General features: G+C 67.0%; 17 protein-coding genes. 4 read left to right on the forward strand and 13 right to left on the reverse strand.

Going from position 1 to position 18,912, the window contains the following annotated elements; genetic code table 11:
- Positions 1-32 precede the first annotated feature (32 nt).
- Positions 33-1,010 (forward strand): AraC family transcriptional regulator, encoded by a 978-nt coding sequence (locus ABZ824_RS18210; RefSeq protein WP_356964280.1) that lies wholly within the window; start codon positions 33-35, stop codon positions 1,008-1,010.
- A 56-nt stretch (positions 1,011-1,066) separates the two neighbouring features.
- Here the strand turns inward: ABZ824_RS18210 and rox are convergent, their stop codons facing one another.
- The 7 genes from rox to ABZ824_RS18245 all read right to left on the reverse strand — a co-directional run bounded on the left by rox (position 1,067) and on the right by ABZ824_RS18245 (position 8,467).
- Positions 1,067-2,497 carry a rifampin monooxygenase gene (rox, locus tag ABZ824_RS18215; RefSeq protein WP_356964282.1) on the reverse strand — a complete coding sequence of 477 codons (1,431 nt, stop codon included), beginning with the start codon at positions 2,495-2,497 and terminating at the stop codon, positions 1,067-1,069.
- 447 nt (positions 2,498-2,944) lie between these two features.
- The gene (locus ABZ824_RS18220) at positions 2,945-3,154 is read right to left on the reverse strand and encodes a TOBE domain-containing protein (protein WP_355073881.1); all 210 of its coding nucleotides are present in this window, start codon (positions 3,152-3,154) and stop codon (positions 2,945-2,947) included.
- A gap of 201 nt (positions 3,155-3,355) precedes the next feature.
- Positions 3,356-4,192, reverse strand: a complete 837-nt coding sequence (locus ABZ824_RS18225; RefSeq protein WP_356964283.1) for a glutamate ABC transporter substrate-binding protein — start codon at positions 4,190-4,192, stop codon at positions 3,356-3,358.
- 151 nt (positions 4,193-4,343) lie between these two features.
- Positions 4,344-5,516 (reverse strand): glycosyltransferase family 87 protein, encoded by a 1,173-nt coding sequence (locus tag ABZ824_RS18230; protein ID WP_356964284.1) that lies wholly within the window; start codon positions 5,514-5,516, stop codon positions 4,344-4,346.
- Between the two features lie 128 nt (positions 5,517-5,644).
- Positions 5,645-7,054, reverse strand: coding sequence for a DUF2252 domain-containing protein (locus ABZ824_RS18235; protein WP_356964285.1), 1,410 nt, complete (start codon positions 7,052-7,054; stop codon positions 5,645-5,647).
- Positions 7,051-7,869: a class II glutamine amidotransferase gene (locus ABZ824_RS18240; RefSeq protein ID WP_356964287.1), complete on the reverse strand. Its 819-nt coding sequence runs from the start codon at positions 7,867-7,869 to the stop codon at positions 7,051-7,053. The genes ABZ824_RS18235 and ABZ824_RS18240 overlap by 4 nt, the downstream gene beginning before the upstream one ends.
- A gap of 61 nt (positions 7,870-7,930) precedes the next feature.
- Positions 7,931-8,467: a hypothetical protein gene (locus ABZ824_RS18245; RefSeq protein ID WP_356964288.1), complete on the reverse strand. Its 537-nt coding sequence runs from the start codon at positions 8,465-8,467 to the stop codon at positions 7,931-7,933.
- Positions 8,468-8,706: 239 nt separating this feature from the next.
- Between ABZ824_RS18245 and ABZ824_RS18250 the strand changes: the two genes are divergently transcribed.
- Positions 8,707-9,111 (forward strand): hypothetical protein, encoded by a 405-nt coding sequence (locus tag ABZ824_RS18250; protein WP_356964289.1) that lies wholly within the window; start codon positions 8,707-8,709, stop codon positions 9,109-9,111.
- Positions 9,112-9,139: 28 nt separating this feature from the next.
- On the opposite strand, the gene ABZ824_RS18255 is transcribed toward ABZ824_RS18250, so the two are convergent.
- The 6 genes from ABZ824_RS18255 to ABZ824_RS18280 form a co-directional block, all read right to left on the reverse strand.
- Positions 9,140-10,534, reverse strand: a complete 1,395-nt coding sequence (locus ABZ824_RS18255) for an MFS transporter (protein ID WP_356964290.1) — start codon at positions 10,532-10,534, stop codon at positions 9,140-9,142.
- A gap of 14 nt (positions 10,535-10,548) precedes the next feature.
- The gene (locus ABZ824_RS18260; protein ID WP_356964291.1) at positions 10,549-12,387 is read right to left on the reverse strand and encodes a glycoside hydrolase family 15 protein; all 1,839 of its coding nucleotides are present in this window, start codon (positions 12,385-12,387) and stop codon (positions 10,549-10,551) included.
- 398 nt (positions 12,388-12,785) lie between these two features.
- The gene (locus tag ABZ824_RS18265) at positions 12,786-13,835 is read right to left on the reverse strand and encodes an ABC transporter ATP-binding protein (protein ID WP_356964292.1); all 1,050 of its coding nucleotides are present in this window, start codon (positions 13,833-13,835) and stop codon (positions 12,786-12,788) included.
- Positions 13,832-14,644, reverse strand: coding sequence for a molybdate ABC transporter permease subunit (gene modB, locus ABZ824_RS18270; protein ID WP_356964293.1), 813 nt, complete (start codon positions 14,642-14,644; stop codon positions 13,832-13,834). The genes ABZ824_RS18265 and modB overlap by 4 nt, the downstream gene beginning before the upstream one ends.
- A complete protein-coding gene (gene modA, locus ABZ824_RS18275) occupies positions 14,641-15,426 on the reverse strand; it encodes a molybdate ABC transporter substrate-binding protein (RefSeq protein ID WP_356964294.1) in 786 nt (261 codons plus the stop codon). The genes modB and modA overlap by 4 nt, the downstream gene beginning before the upstream one ends.
- A 5-nt stretch (positions 15,427-15,431) precedes the next feature.
- Positions 15,432-15,830: a TOBE domain-containing protein gene (locus ABZ824_RS18280; protein ID WP_355073899.1), complete on the reverse strand. Its 399-nt coding sequence runs from the start codon at positions 15,828-15,830 to the stop codon at positions 15,432-15,434.
- Positions 15,831-16,101: 271 nt separating this feature from the next.
- Between ABZ824_RS18280 and ABZ824_RS18285 the strand changes: the two genes are divergently transcribed.
- Together ABZ824_RS18285 and lpdA are read left to right on the forward strand one after the other, a co-directional pair.
- On the forward strand, positions 16,102-17,298 hold the full coding sequence (locus ABZ824_RS18285) for a helix-turn-helix domain-containing protein (RefSeq protein ID WP_356964295.1): 1,197 nt from the start codon (positions 16,102-16,104) through the stop codon (positions 17,296-17,298).
- 158 nt (positions 17,299-17,456) lie between these two features.
- The gene (gene lpdA / locus ABZ824_RS18290; RefSeq protein ID WP_356964296.1) at positions 17,457-18,908 is read left to right on the forward strand and encodes a dihydrolipoyl dehydrogenase; all 1,452 of its coding nucleotides are present in this window, start codon (positions 17,457-17,459) and stop codon (positions 18,906-18,908) included.
- The last annotated feature ends 4 nt before the right edge of the window (positions 18,909-18,912 follow it).

Consider the following 18,912-nt stretch of genomic DNA (forward strand, 5'->3'; position numbering starts at 1 on the left):
GATTTCTTTGTGATCGTCTAACGTGGGTCGCTGTGGACGTGCTGAGTGATCTGTTGCATCGAGCGCGAGTGGGCAATACCGAGGTACGCCAGCTCATCCAGCGGCCGCCGTGGTCGCTGACCTTCGCCGCATCCGGACATCCAGCGCTCGCTGTCGTCGCGGTGCTCGGCGGTCCGGCGCACTTGCGGCTCGACGATGCCCACACGACAAAGGTGCCGGTGCCCGAGGGTGGTATCGCCGTGGTGAAAACGACCGGCGGATATACGGTTGCCGATAGTCCGACCACCCCGCCTCAGATTTTGATCGAGGAGGGGCGCAAAGTCGTCCTCGACCACAGCCGGGAACCGGGCGCGCTCCGGAATATGGGCCCACGCACCTACGGTGACGGTCTGCCAGGAGCCACGACAGTGCTGCGTGGCTCCTTCGTACTTCATGGCGACGTGGGCGAGCGAGTACTCGATCTGCTGCCACCCGTGGCGGTCGTACCTGCCGGATCACGGACCAGCGCCGCGTTGCATCTGCTCACCACCGAAGCCGCCCGGGACGAGCCGGGACAAGACGCCGTCCTGCATCGGTTGCTCGATCTGGTGCTCGTGCTGGCGCTGCGCGCCTGGTGGGCTGCGCCCGGCGCGACGCCACCCGGCTGGTATCACGCGATGATCGACCCGCGGATCGGCCGTGCTCTCCACGCGCTCCACAACGATCCGGCCCACCGCTGGACCGTTGCCGCGTTGGCCGAGGAGGCCAACATGTCCAGAGCCTCCTTCGCCGCGCGCTTCACCGCCCTGCTCGGACGCCCGCCGCTGACCTATCTCACCGATTGGCGAATGACTCTGGCCTCGGACGCCCTGCGCGATACCGACGCCACCATCGCGACCATCGCTCATCATGTCGGATACCACGACGCCTTCGCTTTCAGCGTCGCGTTCAAACGCGCCCGCGGGGCCGGGCCCTCGGCCTGGCGGCGCCGGCAGACCATGCGTCCACCGCCAGACCGAGACAACCATTGACCGCCCTACCCCGCTGTCCCCGGTGCACTCGCGGGATCCGGCGGCCAGTCGGCGGATCAGCCCGCTGCGGCGCCGAACCACCGGGGCAGGTGCTCGAGCAGATCCTGCTGGTCTGCACCGACCCAGGCCACGTGGCCGTCCGGCCGCAGCAGCACGGCGGGCACCTCCAGTTCCTCGCTGACATCGACGACGTGGTCCACCCGATCCGCCCACCCCGTTACCGAGAGCCGGCCGGTCTGGTCGAGCAGCAACCCACGCCCGCCGTGCATCAGTTCGTACAGACGACCCCGCTTCAGCCCGACGTCCCGCATCCGCCGGCCGAGCAGGTCGTGCCCCTCGCCGAAGTCGTAGCGGACCCCGACCGCGGTGATGATCTCGGTGATATACCGGTTGACCTCCTCGAAGTCCATCAACTTCGAGAACAGCTCGCGCAGCGCGGTCGCGCCCGGATCGGTTCCCATCAGCGTGATCTGCGCGCGGGTGTTCTCCAGCACACGCGCGCCCACCGGGTGTCGTTCGGTGTGATAGGTGTCGAGCAGTCCCTCCGGCGCCCAGCCGTTCACCTCGGCGGCCAGTTTCCAGCCGAGGTTGAACGCGTCCTGGATGCCGAGGTTCATCCCTTGCCCGCCGGTCGGCGGATGGATGTGCGCAGCGTCGCCGGCCAGCAGCACCCGGTCGACCCGGTAACGCTCGGCCTGCCGCGTAGCGTCGCCGAAGCGGGACAGCGAGCGCGGGGAGTGCACCCCGAAGTCGGTGCCCGAGAACGCCCGCAGTTGCCGCTTGAACTCCTCCAGGGTCGGGGCCGCACGATCGTCCGACACGCCCTCGGCAGGCACGACGATACGGAACAGCCTTCCGTCGTCACCGGAGCGGGCGGCGCCGAACCGCTTCTGCGTTTTGTGGACTTCCTCGACGATCGCGGCCACCTTCGCCGGGTCCTCGGTCACCTCCATTTCACCGAGCAACGTCTCGACTTTGGTGGGTTCGCCGGGGAAGCCGACACCGAGCAGTTTGCGCACCGTGCTGCGGCCGCCGTCGCAGCCGACGAGGTAGCGCGAGCGTAGTTGCGTGCCCTCGGCCAACGCGACGGTCACCCCGTGCTCGTCCTGACTCAGCCCCACCACTTCGCAGCCGCGCCGGATCTCGGCGCCGACCTCGAGGGCGTGCTCGTTGAGCAGCCGTTCGGTGACGGGCTGTGGAGTGGCGAGGCCGTACGGGTGCGCCGTGTCCAACCGGTCCGGCCACGGCTTGACGATGCCGCCGAAAAGACCGCCGACTTGGAACTTTTTACTGACCGCGAGGAACCGGTCCAGCAGGCCGCGCTGGTCCATCATCTCGACACTGCGCGCGTGCAGGCCCTGCCCCCGGGACAGCGTGGACGGTTCCGTCTCCTTCTCCAGTACCAGCGTGTGCACGCCGTGCAGCCGCAACTCGCTGACCAGCATCAAGCCGGTCGGTCCGCCGCCGACAATGATCACGTCAAACATGAACCGCCCATCCGTTGGTGTCGCATCTCGGCCAGCTGGTCCGGCGGAAATCCGCGAGCGCACGTGCCTCGCGAATCGCCGATTTCCGCAGGTTCTGGCTTCGGCCGAAGATTTTGCAGCACGACCCGGGCCTTGCCGCAAGTCCCCCAGTGCGATATATGTTAAAAGGGAAGAGCAATTGGTTCTTCCCCGTCCGCGCCCGGTATGGACATCGTGGCAGCACCCATCCCCCATTCGGCCAGTGCGTTCGCTTCGGTGTGGCAGGAAGCATCAACCCACGCGTCGGGTGGCCGGTCCACACTTCTCGACCTCAGCATGCCTCGCGGGGTCGGCGCGTCCGCCGTGTAGATGGGCCGAAGCGGAATCTGCCGACAATATCCGGTCCGCAGATGATTTGTCCCACGAATACAGGGTCGTCCCAGCGGAATTGGCGACGGTGGCGCCCGGCTATTCGACGCCGAGCGCCACCTCGGTCGACTTGATGAGGACTTTGACGCGTGTGCCTTCGGTGAGTCGCAGGTCTTCGACTGCGTCGCGGGTGATCGAGGAGGTGATCTCGTCACCCCCGGTGAGCCGGACCCGGACCACGGCCATGGCTTCGCCGCGGGTGATCGAGACGACGGCGCCGTCGAGTTGATTGCGGGTAGATAGCTGCATGCCGGTGATGGTACGCACGCCCGGCCCGGGTGGCGGGGATTGCCGACGGGGGTGTCAGTAGGCGTCGCGGACGTGACAACCGGCTACCTCACCTCCGCCCGAAACCGGGCTTGCTCGACACGACGGTGGATATGCCGTCCGCGTGCTCGAAATGTGCAGCGGGATGCTGTTCGTGCGGCTGCCGGAAGCGGTGAGTTCCGATCAGTATCGGTCGACGGCGGGCGGCGTCAACGTCGAATCACGCAGCGGCCCGATCGTTTCCTCGAACGCCTTCTGCCACGAACCGTCGGCCACCATTTGCTCGAGCGCGTCGTTGATCTTGTTCCGGGTTTCCTGGTCGCCCTTCTTCAGGCCGATACCGTACTTCTCGGTGGTGAACGTGTTGCCGACCAGCTTCAGTTCCCCTGACGCCTGCCCCGCGAAGCCGGCGAGGATGATGTCGTCGGTGGTCACCACATCGACCGAACCGCGGCGCAGAGCTTCGATGCACTGCGAGTAGGTGTCGAGTTCCACCAGCTGAACATCTTTGGCGTAGTGATCCTTGACGTATTGCGCCGGGGTGGAGCCTTTGACCGAGCAAAGTTTCTTGTTGCCGTTCAGCGACTCGACACCGGTGATATCGGTGGTCTCCTTCTTCACCAGCAGCGCCTGCCCGGCCACGAAATACGGTCCGGCGAAGTCGACTTTCTCCTTGCGCGCGTCGGTTATCGAATAGGTGGCGACGATGAAGTCCACCTCGCCGTTCATGATCATCGTCTCCCGCCGGGCCGACGGCGTCTCTTTGAAGGTGATGCCGTCGGGCCGCACGCCGAGCTTGCTCGCTACGTACTTGGCGATCTCGACGTCATACCCTTGGTAGGAGCCGTCCGCTTCACGGAATCCGAGTCCTGGCTGGTCGAACTTGATGCCGATGGTCAGCTTGCCGTCCCGCACGTGATCGGCGGTGGTCGCGGGGTCGCTGCCGCCACCGCAGGCGGCGGCGACGAGGGCGACGGCGATCGCCCCGATACCGAGGCGAAGTGTTCGGTTGATCCTCATCGAATTCGGCTCCTTCTCACGGTGAGCTGCCGGTCCGGGGGCCGACGACACGTCATCTTTCCCGGAACATCGATCGCCCGGCTCGACTGTCCCTCCCGCCAGTGGAAAGTTCGGGGATGTGGCCGCCCGCGCCGGAAGTGCACGGCGTCGTTCAGGCCGACGACGCGGCCCCGACGACCGTTATCGGCACTTCCGGGCTTTCACGAGACGGTTGGAAGTTGTCGCGCCACAGACGTACAAGCGACCACGCGGTTGCGCAGAGCAGCAGGCCGTTGCGCACTGCCAGGACCACTACTCCCGGCCCGCCTGCGGTGGCGACCCGGTCGTAGAGGAACGGGAACTCCACCTGACTCGCCAGTGCCGTCGCGAGTACCAGCACCAGCACAGGCCGCTGCGTGGTGCGCGGGTCGAGCGCGCAGACCGCGGCGACCCCGACCGCCCACACCAAGTACTGCGGGCTGAGCACCCGACTGGTCGCCAAGGCGAGGAGCACCGCCGCCAATGCCAGATCCGTCGCCGGAGGACGCATGCGCCACCAGGTGACCAGCAACACCGCGCCCCCGATGATCATGACGGCCACGCATCCCCTGGCCACGGCGGATACCGCAGGGCCGGACACCTCCTCTGCCCCATAACGATGCACGATGGTCCAGCCGCCGTTCATCAGCCGAGCAACCAACAACGGTGTGGCAGCGACGGATTCGATCTGCAATCCCCGCTTCGACTGAAACTCCAGAAACGACCACGCGCCCGGACCCAACGCGGTCAATCCCGCCATCGCAACCAGACCGGCGCAGGCCGCCGCCGCGCTCATGCGCCACAGCGTCCGTCGGCGCAGCCCGAGCACGACCACCACCGGCCACAGTTTCAGCAACACACCCGCGGCGGCGGCCACGCCTGCCGCCGCCGGCCGGCGCGCTGACCACAACAGTGCCGCGATCGCGGTCGCGGCTACGATCAAATCGAATCGGCCGTAACAGACCCGGCCGAGCAAGGCCACTCCGAGCGTCCAAATCCACGGCCCGGCCTGCGCTGTCCGCAGCCCGTCAGCCCGCGCCGCCCTGATCAACAAGCTGAGCACACCGGCATCCGCTGCCGCGACCAGCGCGAAGAACAACCAGTTGTAGCCCAACCCACCGCCGATCAGCCAGGGCACCACCAGCAACGCACCCGCTCCGGGCGGGTACTGCCAGCGTTCGTCGTCCAACGGGAAAGCGTTCTGGTGCACGATATGTTCGGCCCACGCGCCGTACAGGGTCAAGTCCGCCGCCGAGGCATCCCAGACGCTGTGCGGCAACGCCGTCACACCGGTGAACACCACCATCAGTAATCGAGTAACCACCCAAACGACCCACAACCTCGACACCGACGACAGCTCGCGCACAAGGTCGCAGCCTAACCGTCCTGCGCAATGAGCAAGGCGCCCACGGGTATTCGCAGACGACGATGGTCTTACATTCCGGTTCGTGCGGTGATGCGGCCTTCCTGGATCGCGCGCTCGAGTTCGGCATGGTCGCGCGCGTTCTGGTCGGCGTAGGTTTCGGCGTATTCCGCCATGGCATGGTCGAACTCGTCTGTCGTGCCGAGGTACGAAGCGATCGCTATCCGGTCGCCCGCGCGGGCGTGTGCGTAAGCCAGCACCCGCCCGCACAGCCGGCCGTAGAGCCGCAGTCCCTTGGGACCCATGGTCTCGATCACCGCCGAGCCCTTGCCGTCGCGTAGCTGCCGGAAGTAGAAGTCCCGCTGCTCGCCGTCGATGTCGGGACCGTGTTGCCAGCCCAGCAGGATGTCGCTCGCCGCCTGCATCAGCCGCTGCCCACGCACTACCCGCTCCCCCTGGTTCGGATACGACGGGCCCGCCAGATACCGTGCCAATACCGACGGTTGGGCCTCTTTCGCCTGCAGAAACAACGGATCCCCGTCGACTCCCAGCATCAGGACGATCCAAGCGCGGGTGCCCACGCTCCCCACGCCGACCACCTTGCGCGCGGCTTGCGCGAACTCGAATTGGTCCAGCAGCGCGCGGCGATTGTCCTGCAGAGTCGCACGGTAATCGCTGAGACGTTGGCGTAGTTCGCGATACAGCTGCTCGGCGTCGACATCGGCGAAGAGTTCCTCGAGCGGGACGAGCAGTGGCGGATCGCTGATGATCCGCGGCCTGCCGTCGACACGGGTGGTCAGCTTCGCCAGGGCGTGGTGGCTGTCGTGCGTCCGCGACTTCGCGAGCGCCTTGCGCACCCGCTCCTGGGTCGAGGTGTCCAGCTCGTCGCGCAATTCGGGCAATTCGGCCGTGGGATCGATGCGCGAGTACCACACGGCTGTGGTGCTCCGCTCAGCTTGGTCCCGCATCGTGGTCCGGTATTCCGCCGCACACGCTAGCGTGACTTTCAGCCGCTGTTTCGCGGAGAAGCCGTTCTCTCCGGCGGCGACCGCCAGGCTGGTGACGAGCCGTTTGACATCCCATTCGAACGGACCGGGGTACGTCTCGTCGAAATCGTTGATGTCGAAGGTCAGGCGGCGTTCGGGTGTCGCGAAGATTCCGAAATTGCTCAGGTGGGCATCACCGCACAGTTGGGTGTGCAGCCCCGTCGTGGGTGCTCGGGACAGATCGTCCGCCATGACCAGGGCCGCGCCGCGATAAAAGGCGAACGGTGAGTTCGCCATGCGGCCGTACCGTACCGGAACCAGTTCCGGAATCCTGGATCGAGCCTGCCGATCGAGCAGGTCGACCGGATCCCTGCCGGTGGCGTCGTGTTCGGCGAGAGCGGCGAAAGGGGTGGTCCGCCGAGCGGATTCACCCTGCTCGGCACGTTCGGCGCGGGTGGCGATCCGATCGTTCACCGCGACCGTCCGGTGGGTCACGGTGCGACCGGCTCGAACGGTCGCGTTTCATCGTGACCGAGGCGGACGACGCCTGCCGACGATTCCTGGACTTCGTTCCACGCTCCCGGCAGGTCACGCAGCGGCTCGGAGACCACGAATCGGGCCTCCTCCCCCAGCCCGCGGAGAGATTTCACCTCCGGATGCAGGGCGCGCACTTTCGCGACATCGTTGGAATAGAACAGCGATCGCGTCTGCCGCTCGGTGGAATAACGGAAGAACCACATGGATTCGCCGTCGGTGGTCGCGACGGTCATCTGTACCGGAGCCTCGACCTCGTGCGCCCGGCCGACGTCTTCGACTAGGCCGACCGCGCGGGCGACCGCCTCGAACGGGTCGTGGACGAGCCCGAAGGTCAGGGCAAGGAAGAAGAGCAACTCGGAATCGGTAGATCCCTCGATGTCGGCGAACAGGAGCGGATCGACCGCCGTCATCAGATCACGCTTGCACTGCCGGAACCCGCGCAGCGCTCCGTTGTGCATCCACAACCAGTTCCCGTGCCGGAACGGGTGACAGTTGCTGCGCTGCACCGAGGTCCCGGTCGACGCGCGCACGTGCGCGAAGAACAGCGAGGTGCGCACCGCGCCCGCGATCTCCCGCAAGTTGCGGTCGTTCCATGCCGGTTCGGTGTTCTTGAACACCGAAGGTCGCGGGCCATCGCCGTACCAGCCGATCCCGAAGCCGTCACCGTTCGTGGTCGTCGCACCCAGTTGGGAGTGCAAGCTCTGGTCGATCAACGAATGCGTCGGCCGGAACAAAAGGTCCTCGGCCCGGATCGGCTCCCCTGAATAAGCCATCCACCTGCACATATATCGATTGAAGCAGAGCAGGCGGGGTTCGGCCACAGCATCCGCGCGATCAGTGGGTCATGATCACCTTGACCACCACGACGGTGGTGGCCGCAACCGCCAGCAGCAGGGCCTCGAGCAAGGTCGAACGCCGAGGACGCGCACCGTTGAGCCGCTCGATGACGAACACGATTCCGCCGATCCGGATCAGCATGACCACCTCGGCGAGCAGCTGCGCAGTGCGCGGTTCGAGCCATCCGAGACCGGCGATGCCGAGGATCACGCAAGGTAGCACCGCCGAGCTGAGGATCGGCACGGAGTCCCGCATGTCCATCCAGCGCTCCCGAGCGGAGATCGGACGGTTCTGCTGGACGCTCTGGCCGACCCCTTCGGCGAAAGAGTGTGCGATGAACGTCGAGAAAGCCGTCCCGAGAACGATCAAGATGCCGACGTGTTCGGCGGAGGTCGTCACCGGTATCAGCGCCGCGAGTATCAGCACGTTCCCGTAGACATAGGCGCTGATCCGGCTGGCCGCGTTGCGGCGGTCCAGCGGAGCGCTCCGGGAGAACAGCGGTCCGTGTAGGAATGCATGTCTGCTGGCTTCCATCGACCTCCCACCGAGTTCGTCGCCGGGCCATCCGTCTTTCCGAGTCGTGCCGAGTCCGCGGCAGGCCTACTAAATAGTAGCCAGAGGATCGCTGGGGATTATGCTGAACACCGGCGCGCGGCGACGTGTGCGGGCTCTGTTGTTCCAGGTTTTCGGTACGTCCCATTCGGATCGGGCAAGACGCCCCGTCAGATCGATGCATCGCTTCGTGCATCGCCGATGAGAGAGGTGACCGGCAAATGTCAGCAACCAATGAGCATTCCGTCAAGCAGGCGGTCGCGGCCACGACTTCGATCGGCGCCGCGGTCCTGCTGTTGGCCGCTGGGCTCCTGTCTATCTTCCAGGGCATCTCCGCGATCGCCAAGGACGATCTTCTGGTCTCCGGTACGAATTACACCTATCAGTTCAGTACCACCACGTGGGGCTGGATCCATCTCGTTCTCGGCATCTTGGTGGTGATCGCGGCGGTCGGGCTGATCGCCGGCGCTATGTGGGCGAGGGTCACAGCGGTGTTCCTCGCCGCGCTGTCGATCCTGGCGAACTTCCTGTGGCTGCCGTACTACCCGTGGTGGTCGACCATCGTCATCGCCTTGGACGTCGTCGTGATCTGGGCGGTCACGACCTGGGAGCCGAGCCGGATGTGACCGGCAGCGGCCGCGGTGCCGGTGCGGGTCAGGTGTCGCGCGACGCCACGGGCGGCGCCGACACCGTGCGGCGGGGCAACAGCGCCGCGGCGAGCAGTCCGCCGAGGCCGATCGCGGCGAGAACGCTCATCGCGGCGGCGTAGGCATGTCCGCCGGGATTGGCGACCAGGATGGTCCCGGCTACCGCGGTACCGAGCGAGGAGCCGAGGTTGGACACGCTGCGCGACAACCCCGAGATCTCGCCTTGCAGTTCCTCACCGAAGCTGGATTGCACCACGTTGACCGACGGGGTGAGCATCACGCCGAGGCCGAGTCCGATCAACAACAGTCCGGGGGCGAACGCCCACGGGTTCAGCGCGCTGCCCGCCAATGCCAGCAACATCACCACGCCGATGATGGTCACCACGAAACCACCCATGATGAGGGTGCGCGCGGCGCGGCGCCGCGCCAGTCGTCCGGCCGACAGTGACGAGACCAGCAGGCCGATGGTGGCGGCGGTGAAGATGACGCCGGTCTCAATGGCGTTGTATCCGCGCACAACCTGCAGATACGCCGAGACGACGAACGAGGTGCCCATCAACAGCAACCACTGGATGTTCTGGGTGACCAGGCCGAGGTTGGACGTGCGGTTGCGGAACAGGCCGGTCGACAGCAGCGGCTCGTGCCCGGCGCGCTCCTTGTTGCGGCAAGAGACGAAGAACCAGGCGAGGAACATCGCACCGAGTGCCAGCAGCGCCAGCATCAACCAGAGATTGTCGTCGGCGGCCAGAATGCCCGTGACGAGCAGAATCAGACCGACCGCCGACAGAATCGCGCCCCCGAGATCGAAAGGCCGCGTTGGGTCCGCGGGCAGCGGGTCGGAGATGCGGCGGCTGAGCAGGATGATCGCCACGATGACGAGGGCCTGGAAGCCGAAGGCGGCGCGCCAGCTCAGCCCGGAGGTAATGAGTCCGCCGATCAGCGGCCCGGCCGCGGCGCCGATGCCGCCCATGGCCATGATGGCGCCGAAGGCCCGTGCGCGAGACGTCGTCTCGGTGAACAGCAGGGTGCTGAGGATATAGACCGGTGGGATCAGCAGCGCGGTGCCGATACCTTCGAGGATCGAATTGCCCAGGATCAGCACCCCCAGCGCCGGTGCGAGAGCGCTGAGCACGGCGCCGACGCCGTAGACGGCCAAGCCGACGACGAAACATCGCTTGCGACCGTATCGGTCGGTGAGCTTTCCGCCGGGGATCATCAGCGCGGCCATCACCAGCAGGAAGATCGTGATCGTTACCTGCACCCCGTGCACGGTGGTGTTCAGGTCGGCGCTGATGTCGGTGATCATCACGTTCATGTTCGAACCGGCGAAGCTACAGATGAACTGCGCGAGCGCGAGGGGAAGCAGCACCCCGCGCGGTCTGGCCCCGGTCGTCTCCGCCATCCGCGGGCCCCGGGTCAGGAACCGTCCGGCCGAGCTTCGGCTCGGTCGAGCTGTTCATCCAGCGCCATCGCCGCGGCGACCAAGGCCAGATGCGTGAACGCCTGCGGGAAGTTGCCCAACTGCTCACCGGACGGGCCGATCTCCTCGGCGAAGAGACCGACGTGATTGGCGTAGGTGAGCATCTTGTCGAACGCGTAGCGGGCTTGGGTCAATCGCCCAGCACGGGCCAGCGCCTCCACATACAGGAAACTGCACAGATTGAACGTGCCCTCGACGCCGCGTAAGCCGTCCGGGGAGGCTTCGGGATCGTAACGGTAGACCAGGCTGTCGCTGACCAATTCCTCGTCCATCGCGTCGAGCGTGCTCAGCCACGCCGGATCCTGCGAGGACAGGAAGCCCATCCGCGGCATGAGCAGCAGTGACGCATCCAGCACCTCGGTGGCGTAGTGCTGCACGAACGCCTGCCGCTTCGAGCTCCAGCCGCGCTCGACGATCTGGTTGAACACGGCGTCCCGTTCCCGTGTCCAGCGCGCGACGTCCGCGGGCCGAGAGTGTTCGATCGCCAGCCGTACACCGCGATCGAACGCGACCCAGGTCATGAGACGGCTGTAGGTGAATTCCTGCTGACCACCACGAGTTTCCCAAATCCCCTCGTCGCGCCGGTCCCAGTTCTCGGTGAGCCAGTCGATCAGGTTCGCGATCGCCCGCCAGCCCGAGATTCCGCCGATATCGGACATCTGCGCCAGCGCGTCGGCCGCCTCACCGTAGATGTCGAGCTGGATCTGATCGGCCGCCGCGTTACCGACCCGCACCGGCGCCGATCCGCGGTAACCCTCCAGGTGAGAGAGAATCTCCTCTTCCAGTCGAGGATCGCCATCGATGCGATACATGATCTGCAACGGCTCACCAGAAGTGGTCTCACCGGCTTCCAGCCGCTCACGCAACCAGCGCCGGAAGGCATACGCCTCTTCGGCGAAACCCAAATCGTTCAGCGCCCGCACCGACAGGGACGCATCCCGGATCCAGGTATAGCGGTAATCCCAGTTGCGTTCGCCGCCCACCTGCTCGGGCAGCCCCATGGTTGCCGCGGCGATCGGCGCCCCGGTGGGCGCATACGTCAGCAGCTTCAGCGTGATCGCCGAACGATTGACCATGTCCCGCCAGCGACCCCGATACGTGGACGATCGTAACCACGTCTGCCAGAACGCGCGGCACGCGTCCAACTCCGCGAGCACAGCCTGCCGCTCCGGGGGCGCCGGTGCGGCGCCCCCGCTGTCCGTGCTCGTCAACACGAGCACCGCCGTCTCCCCTGCCGAAAGGGTGAACCGCGCGGACACATCATCCCCTTCGGCGCGCAACGCCACCGGGTCGGTTGCCTGCAGGCACAGATCGGTGCCCGGCCCGCGAAAGGTCACCGACCGGTGATCGTGCACTGTGAGGGTGTGGGCGGCGCGCGCATAGTCGAACCGTGGTCGGCAGCTGAGCGCGAACGGCAGAGTGCCCCGCACCACCCGCGCAATCCGCACCAGCCGATGCCGGTCGATCGGTGCGCGATCGCGGATCGGCTCCATGAAATCGATGACTTCGCCGACCCCGCTCTCGGCCATGAACCGGGTGACCAGCACGGCCGTGTCCGACAGGTACAGCTGACGAATCGTCACCTCCGCCTCGGCCAGATCGGCGGACAACTGACAGCTACCACCACGCTCGCTGTCGAGCAGTGCGGCGAAGACGCTCGGCGAATCGAATCGCGGAGTACACCACCAGTTGATGGTGCCCACCGAGGACACCAACGCCACGGTCTGTAGATCACCGACAATGCCGTGCTCCGCGATCGGTGGATACACGTTCATGGCAATCCTCCAGTGGCATCGACCGAACGGACAACTCAGCCCAGCGCAACCGATCGCCGCATCCCTCATTCGAGAGATGCGACCCTCACAGTGTGCTCCATGCCGACCGAAAAAGTGAACAGCTTATACATAGCAAATCTGAAACAGGCGACTACGACGTATCGCCCCGCTGCCATTTCCCCGAGCCGCACCTGGGGTACCGCGTGATAGCACGCGTCATGCCGTCGGAGAACCGGCCGGTCCATGCTTCCTCCCACGATGCTCGTCCTACCTACCCGCGCCTGTCGCTCAGCTCGCTTCCGACTAGACAGCCGCAGCGGAGACCATCGGCTTGCGATCGGCCGCAGCGCATCTCGGCGGCTCGACCGACGACACGGCGTCTGGACGCGGCCACTGAATCATGCCGGGTAGGAACGAGTTTCGGTGGCCTTCACCGCAGCCCACAGCCGCTGGCCCGGACGCAGTCGCAGCTCGGCGACGGTGGCCGGTGTGATGTCGGCGAGCACGGGCGGTGCGCCGTCGAGACGAATCCGGGTGATGTGCGCGTGTTGCTCGATGCCGGTGATCGTGACCGGCCAGCTGTTGCGGGGGCTGCCGACGGGTTGTTCCGGATGCAGGCCCACCGCGTTCGGGCTGAAGGCCACATTGACTCGCCCCTCCGCGGGTTCGGCGATGGTGAGGCTGCCACCACCGTCCAGGTCGACAGTCGTGCCGCGAGCCGTGCCGCGGTAGAGGTTGAGGCCCATCAAAGTCGCCACGTAGTCCGAGCGTGGTCTCGCCGCGACCTGCGCGGGCGGTCCTTGCTGGACGATCTTGCCGTCTTCGAGGATGATCAGCCGGTCGGCGAGGACCATGGCGTCGAGGGGGTCGTGGGTCACCAGAACGGTGTGGCCGGGGTAGTCGCGCAGATGGTGGGCGAGGTCCGAGCGCACTTGGACCCTGGTGCCGGCGTCGAGTGCCGCGAGTGGCTCGTCGAGCAGCAACAGCTGCGGTTCGGTGGCCAGCGCGCGGGCCAAGGCGACCCGTTGCGCCTGTCCTCCGGACAGTGCCCGGGGTTTGCGAAGTGCGTAATCGGCCAGTCCGACCCGCGTGAGCCATTCGATGGCCCGCTCCCGCGCGACGGGACGTCGACATCCGCGGGCGCGCAGCCCGAATGCGACATTCTCCAGTGCCGACAAATGCCCGAACAACAGGTAGTCCTGGAAAACGACGCCTACCTGTCGGCGTTCGGCGGGCACGAACGCCGACGGTGGCGCGTCCCAGGTGGTTCCGTCCAGCCGGATGTGCCCGCCGGTCAGCGCGATCAGCCCCGACAGGGCTCGCAGGGCAGTGGTCTTGCCCGCCCCGTTCGGTCCCAGCAGAGCGGTCACCTCGCCCGGTGCGGCGGCGAGAGGCAGTTCGAGCGCGAAATGCCCTCGGTCGATCCGCAGGTCGGCCTCCAAGCTCATATCGCTCCCCGGATCCACCGTTCGCGCAACGCGACCAACACGGTGACCGAGACGGCCAGCAGAACCAGGCTGAGCACGATCGCGGCGTCCGGATCGGTCTCCAGCGCGAGATAGACCGCCAGCGGCATAGTGGTGGTGCGGCCGGGGAAGTTACCGGCGAAGGTGATGGTGGCGCCGAACTCACCGAGCGCACGGGCCCAGCACAGCACCGCGCCCGCGACCACTCCGGGCAACACCGACGGCAGGGTCACCCGGCGGAAGGTGTACCAGTGGGTGGCGCCGAGCGTGGCGGCCGCCTCCTCGAAGCGAGGATCGGCCGCCCGCAGCGCTCCTTCGACGGAGATCACCAGGAAAGGCATGGCCACGAATGCCTCGGCCACGATCACCCCGGCGGTGGTGAACGGCAGTGCGACACCGAACCATTCGTAGAGATACCGCCCGATCAGCCCGCGCCGTCCCAGCACCAGCAGCAGTGCGACACCGCCGACCACCGGCGGCAGCACGAGCGGCACGGTGACCAAGGCCCGGATCAGCCCGCGCCCCGGCAGTTCGGCGCGCGCCAGCACCCAGGCCAGCGGGATGCCGAGGACCAAGCAGATCGCCGTGGCCGCGGTCGCGCACACCAGCGAAAGCCGCAGTGCCTGGCCGACTTCGACGCTGAACAACCGATCCGGCATGGTCGCCCACGGCGCTCGCGCCAGCAACCCGATGAGCGGTAGGACGAGGAACGCCAGCCCGCAGCCCGCGGGCAGCATCAGCGCGACCGGTCGCCGCCCGAGCACCGCCCGCCGCCGCGAGGGCGCGGTCACGGCGTGTCGAATCCCGCCGCGGCGAAGACCGTCTCGGCCTTGTCCGAGGTCACGAAGTCGACGAACGCCGCCGCGGCGGCCGCGTTCGGCGCGTGCGCCAGCGGCGCTACCGGGTAGTCGTTGATCGCCTTGCCGGACTCCGGGAAATCGATGCCCTCGACCTTGTCGCCCGCCGCTTTCACGTCGGTGCGGTATACCAGCGCCGCGTCGACCTCGCCGAGCGTCACCTTGGTCAACACCGCCTTCACGTCCTGCTCGCGGGTATCGGGTTGCGGGGTGATGTTCGCCGTCTCGAACACCGTCTTGGCCGCCGCGCCGCAAGGCACCTGCTCCGCGCACAGCGCGAGCTTGGGCGCGGTCCTGCCGAAATCGGCCAACCCGGTGATGTGTCCCGGGTTGCCCTTGGGCACCGCGATCTCGAGCCTGTTGCGCACGAAGGTGACCGGCGCGGCGGTGACTTCGCCCTTGTCGCGGAGCTGCTGCATGTTCTTCGGCGCCGCCGAGGCGAACACGTCGGCCGGTGCTCCTTGATCGATCTGTTCGGCGAGCGCCGAACTCGCGCCGAAGCTGTAGATCACCTTCACGCCCGGGTGCGCGGCCTCGAACTGTTTGCCGAGTTCGGTGAACGTCTCGGTCAGCGAGGCGGCGGCGAACACGGTCACCGTGCCCGAGACATGCTCGGTGCCGGTGTGTTCGGTCATATCGTCCGAACCACAGCCCGCCGCGGTCACCACAGCCAGCACCGTCGCGGTGGCGACACCCCACTTGCGAATCAACTTCATCCTCGTCAACTTTCCGGTATCTCCACGACGACGTGCGTGGACTTCACCGATGCGACAGCGACGCTGCCGACTTCCAGACCGAGCTCGTCCACCGATTCCCGGCTCAGCAACGACACCAGCCGGAACGGTCCGGCCTGCATCTCCACCTGCGCCATCACCGTGTCCTTGACCACCCGGGTCACGATCCCGCGCATCCGGTTGCGGGCCGACGCCGCGACCGTCGCACCGGGTGCGGGCGCCTCGGCAGTGGCGCGCAGGAACTCGGCGAGCTCGCGGCCGCTGACACCCTTGCGGCCGTTGTCCAGCTGAATCGCGGTCAGACGGCCCTGATCGATCCATCGACGCACCGTGTCGTCGCTGACACCCAGCAACGCGGCGGCCTCACTGATCCGTAGATTCGACACGAGCGACAGTTTATTGCCGCATTCACGGTAAAGATAGTCGGTCAGATCCGCTACTTCGAGTACTCTCGTTCGTCCGCGTCCTGCGGCTTCTCGTGACGGCAGGGCGTTGTCGATGTCTTCACCAGCCGGACTGCGCCGCGGTGCGGCGATGTCACCTGCCCGTCGGAGTGGAGCGTCCCTGTCGATGCGGCAATCCGACGGCTATACGGTCGTGGTAGGCCACCGCTCGCGCAGTCGTGGCGCATGGCAGACGACAAGGAACCCGAGCGACATGTCGATATCGAAGAAGGCGCATCCGGACGCGTGCACGCAGGAATTGGTGGCCGCCTGCCGTGCGGAGATCCCCGCGCTGACCGATCGGCTGATCTCGGAGATCTTCACCGAAAACCCCGAATGGACCGATTATTCGCGGGTACCCCGCGCGGATCTGGTCGACGGCTGCCGCCGGTACGTGACCCGCATCCTCGACCGGTTGGGTGCTCCGACGACCGCGTTCGACGACGATGTCGCCGCGTCCATCGGCCGCCGCCGTGCCGAACAGGGAGTACCGCTGGAAGCCATGTTGCGCACGTTCCGGCTCGGCGGCCGGATCGTCTGGGAGGTCCTGCTCGATCGAGCGGACGATCTCGCTCCCGGCGAGATCCGCGCGGCGGGCACCGCGTTGTGGGCCGTGATCGACGGGCTGTCCACGGCGCTGGTCACGTCCTACCGGAACACCGAATTGGAGCAGTTGCGCAGCGACGAACGCCGTCGGCACGCCCTGATCGAGGACCTGCTCGCCGGCCGGGGCAACGACACCACCTTCGCCGCGCGCGCCGCACGTGAGTTGAACCTTCCGGCCGGTAGCGACTATCTCGTCGTCGTCGCCTGCGGTGCGGGCGAGGCGATGCACACCGGCACCGAGGCGGCCTTGGCCGCGGTCGGCATTCGTTCGGTGTGGCACGATCGCGTCGACTCGACGGTCGGGCTGATAGCGGTCGAGCGCCACGACGTCGCCTCGGTGTTGCGACGGATCGAACCGCACGTTCGCGGACGAGCAGGCGCCTCGCCGACCGTCGGCGGCCTGGCGCAGGTCGGCACCGCACACGGCTGGGCACTGCTCACCCTGCAAACCTTGCCCGAGGACGCGACAGGACTCGTGCCGCTGCACCAACGCTTCCAACATGCGCTGTTGCTGCGCTCGACCGACGTGACCGACATGCTGGTCGCCCACACCCTCGGTCCGGTACTCGCGCTGCCCGCCGCCGAGCGCACGACCTTGCTCGACACGCTCGCGGCATGGTTGGCGCACGACTGCTCGGCGGCCCATGCGGCGACACGGCTGCACTGCCACCGCAATACCGTGATCAACCGCCTCCATCGCGTCTCGACCTTGCTCGGCCGCCCGCTCGAAGGCCAGCGCAGCTATGTGGAACTGTCGCTGGCCCTGGCCGCCCTCGACCTCGACCGGCCGGCGGATAGAGCCTGATCCGACCTCATCGGATTGGGCGCTGCGCCCAATCCGACGATTGCACTACTGGGCTTCGTGGCAATTGTCTGTGCACTTCGCTACGGCAACACTCGATAGCGATGATTCGCCCCACAACCGGAGGCGGATCGGATCATCGAGGACGAGGAGCACCACGAGTGCCGGATTTCGATCTACTGGTGGTCGGCGGCGGCCCGGGCGGGTACGTCGCCGCCATCCGCGCGGCCCAGCGCGGCCTGCGGGTCGGCTTGGTGGAGAAGGAGCGCCCGGGCGGCGTCTGCCTCAATTGGGGCTGCATTCCGACCAAGGCGATGCTGCGGTCCGCCGAGATCTTCCAAACCATCACCGCCGCAGCTGATTTCGGCGTATACGCCGACAACGTGCGCTATGACTTCGCCGCGGTGCGGCAGCGCAAGGACGGCATCGTCAAGCAACTCACCGACGGTGTGGCGAGCCTGCTCGCCGCGAACGGCGTGACGGTGATCGAGGGACACGCCCGCTTCACCGGCCCGACCAGCGTCGAGGTATTCGAGGCGGGACAATCGCCGATCTTCCCCGGCGGCCCCCGCTACGCCGCCGCTCCGACAGCCACCGCCACCCGGACGATCAGCGCGAGCGACGTGATCATCGCGACCGGATCGGTGCCCGCGCGGCTGCCGATTCCGGGCGCGGATCTGCCGGGCGTCATCACCTCCGACGGCGCGTTCGGGCTGACCGAGGTGCCCGAACGCCTCGTCGTCATCGGCGGCAGCGCGGTCGGCGCGGAATGGGCCAGCCTGTTCGCGAGTTTCGGCAGCCGGGTCACCGTCGTCGAGCTACAGGACACCCTGGTGCCGCTGGAGGACGCCGACGTCGGCGCCGCCCTGGGACGGTCGTTCACCAAGCGCGGCATCACCGTGCTCACCGGCTCGACCGTCGAAGCCATCGCGCGAACCGATGCCCTGCGCGTCACCGTCGCGGGCGAGCACGCCGGTGAACTCGACGCGGACGTGGTACTTGTCGGCGTCGGACGCCGTCCCAACACCGCCGACCTCGGCCTGGACCGCGCGGGAATCGACACCGACCCACGGGGCTTCATCCCCGTCGACGAACGGCTGAGCACCGGCGTCGAACACGTCTACGCCATCGGTGACGTCACCGGGCGTGCCCTGCTCGCACACGTCGCCTCGCATCAGGGCCTCACCGCCGCGGACGTGATCGCCGGCCATCCGGCGCACATCGACTACACCGCGATCCCGGCCGCCACCTTCACCCACCCGGAGATCGCGAGCGTCGGGCTCACCGAGGCGAAGGCCCGCGCCGCCGGGCACGACGTCGTCACCGCCCGATTCCCCTTCGCGGCACTCGGCCGGGCGAAGACCTTCGGCGAAACCGATGGATTCGTCAAAATCGTTGCCGGACAGCGTCATCGAGAAGTGCTCGGGGTGCACATCATCGGCCCGTCGGCCAGCGACCTGATCACCGAAGGCGCCTTGGCCATTGCGCTGGAGGCGACCCTCGACGAACTCGCCGACACCATCCACGCCCACCCCACTCTCGGCGAGATCGGCATGGAGGCGGCCATGGCCGGACTCGGACTGCCCGTGCACATCCCGCCCCGGAAGCGTTGAGGAG

It is taken from the genome of Nocardia sp. NPDC047038, assembly GCF_040644075.1.
GTDB lineage: Bacteria > Actinomycetota > Actinomycetes > Mycobacteriales > Mycobacteriaceae > Nocardia > Nocardia sichangensis.

Bases quoted from the DNA above. Each gene is read 5' to 3' on its own strand.
- rox (WP_356964282.1), bottom strand. From the start codon at position 2,497: ATGTTTGACGTGATCATTGTCGGCGGCGGACCGACCGGCTTGATGCTG.
- ABZ824_RS18220 (WP_355073881.1), bottom strand. From the start codon at position 3,154: ATGCAGCTATCTACCCGCAATCAACTCGACGGCGCCGTCGTCTCGATC.
- ABZ824_RS18225 (WP_356964283.1), bottom strand. From the start codon at position 4,192: ATGAGGATCAACCGAACACTTCGCCTCGGTATCGGGGCGATCGCCGTC.
- ABZ824_RS18230 (WP_356964284.1), bottom strand. From the start codon at position 5,516: ATGGTGGTGTTCACCGGTGTGACGGCGTTGCCGCACAGCGTCTGGGAT.
- ABZ824_RS18240 (WP_356964287.1), bottom strand. From the start codon at position 7,869: ATGGCTTATTCAGGGGAGCCGATCCGGGCCGAGGACCTTTTGTTCCGG.
- ABZ824_RS18245 (WP_356964288.1), bottom strand. From the start codon at position 8,467: ATGGAAGCCAGCAGACATGCATTCCTACACGGACCGCTGTTCTCCCGG.
- ABZ824_RS18250 (WP_356964289.1), top strand. From the start codon at position 8,707: ATGTCAGCAACCAATGAGCATTCCGTCAAGCAGGCGGTCGCGGCCACG.
- ABZ824_RS18255 (WP_356964290.1), bottom strand. From the start codon at position 10,534: ATGGCGGAGACGACCGGGGCCAGACCGCGCGGGGTGCTGCTTCCCCTC.
- ABZ824_RS18260 (WP_356964291.1), bottom strand. From the start codon at position 12,387: ATGAACGTGTATCCACCGATCGCGGAGCACGGCATTGTCGGTGATCTA.
- ABZ824_RS18265 (WP_356964292.1), bottom strand. From the start codon at position 13,835: ATGAGCTTGGAGGCCGACCTGCGGATCGACCGAGGGCATTTCGCGCTC.
- modA (WP_356964294.1), bottom strand. From the start codon at position 15,426: ATGAAGTTGATTCGCAAGTGGGGTGTCGCCACCGCGACGGTGCTGGCT.
- ABZ824_RS18285 (WP_356964295.1), top strand. From the start codon at position 16,102: ATGTCGATATCGAAGAAGGCGCATCCGGACGCGTGCACGCAGGAATTG.